Origin of the sequence: Ilumatobacter nonamiensis YM16-303 (genome assembly GCF_000350145.1) — a bacterium.
Lineage (GTDB): Bacteria > Actinomycetota > Acidimicrobiia > Acidimicrobiales > Ilumatobacteraceae > Ilumatobacter_A > Ilumatobacter_A nonamiensis.
This window is the reverse complement of sequence record NZ_BAOL01000376.1, coordinates 1-255: the sequence shown is the minus strand read 5'-3', so window position 1 is coordinate 255 and position 255 is coordinate 1. Positions and strand designations below refer to the sequence as shown.

Annotated in this window: 1 protein-coding gene; it reads left to right on the top strand. The window is 67.5% G+C overall.

Annotated features, from left to right (window positions below):
* Positions 1 to 255, top strand: a 255-nt coding sequence (locus ON45_RS20705) for a Clp protease N-terminal domain-containing protein (protein WP_277619192.1), incomplete at both ends; no start/stop codon positions are given.

The window sequence follows — 255 nt, the reverse complement described above, 5'->3', positions numbered from 1 at the left end:
ATCGGCACCGAGCACATCCTGCTCGGCCTCATCCACGAGGGTGAGGGCGTCGCGGCCAAGGCGCTCGAATCGCTCGGCATCAGCCTCGAAGCCGTGCGGAGCCAGGTCGAGGAGATCATCGGTCAGGGCGGATCGTCGCCGTCGGGCCACATCCCGTTCACGCCGCGCGCCAAGAAGGTGCTCGAACTGTCGCTCCGCGAAGCGCTGCAGCTCGGGCACAACTACATCGGCACCGAGCACATCCTGCTCGGCCTC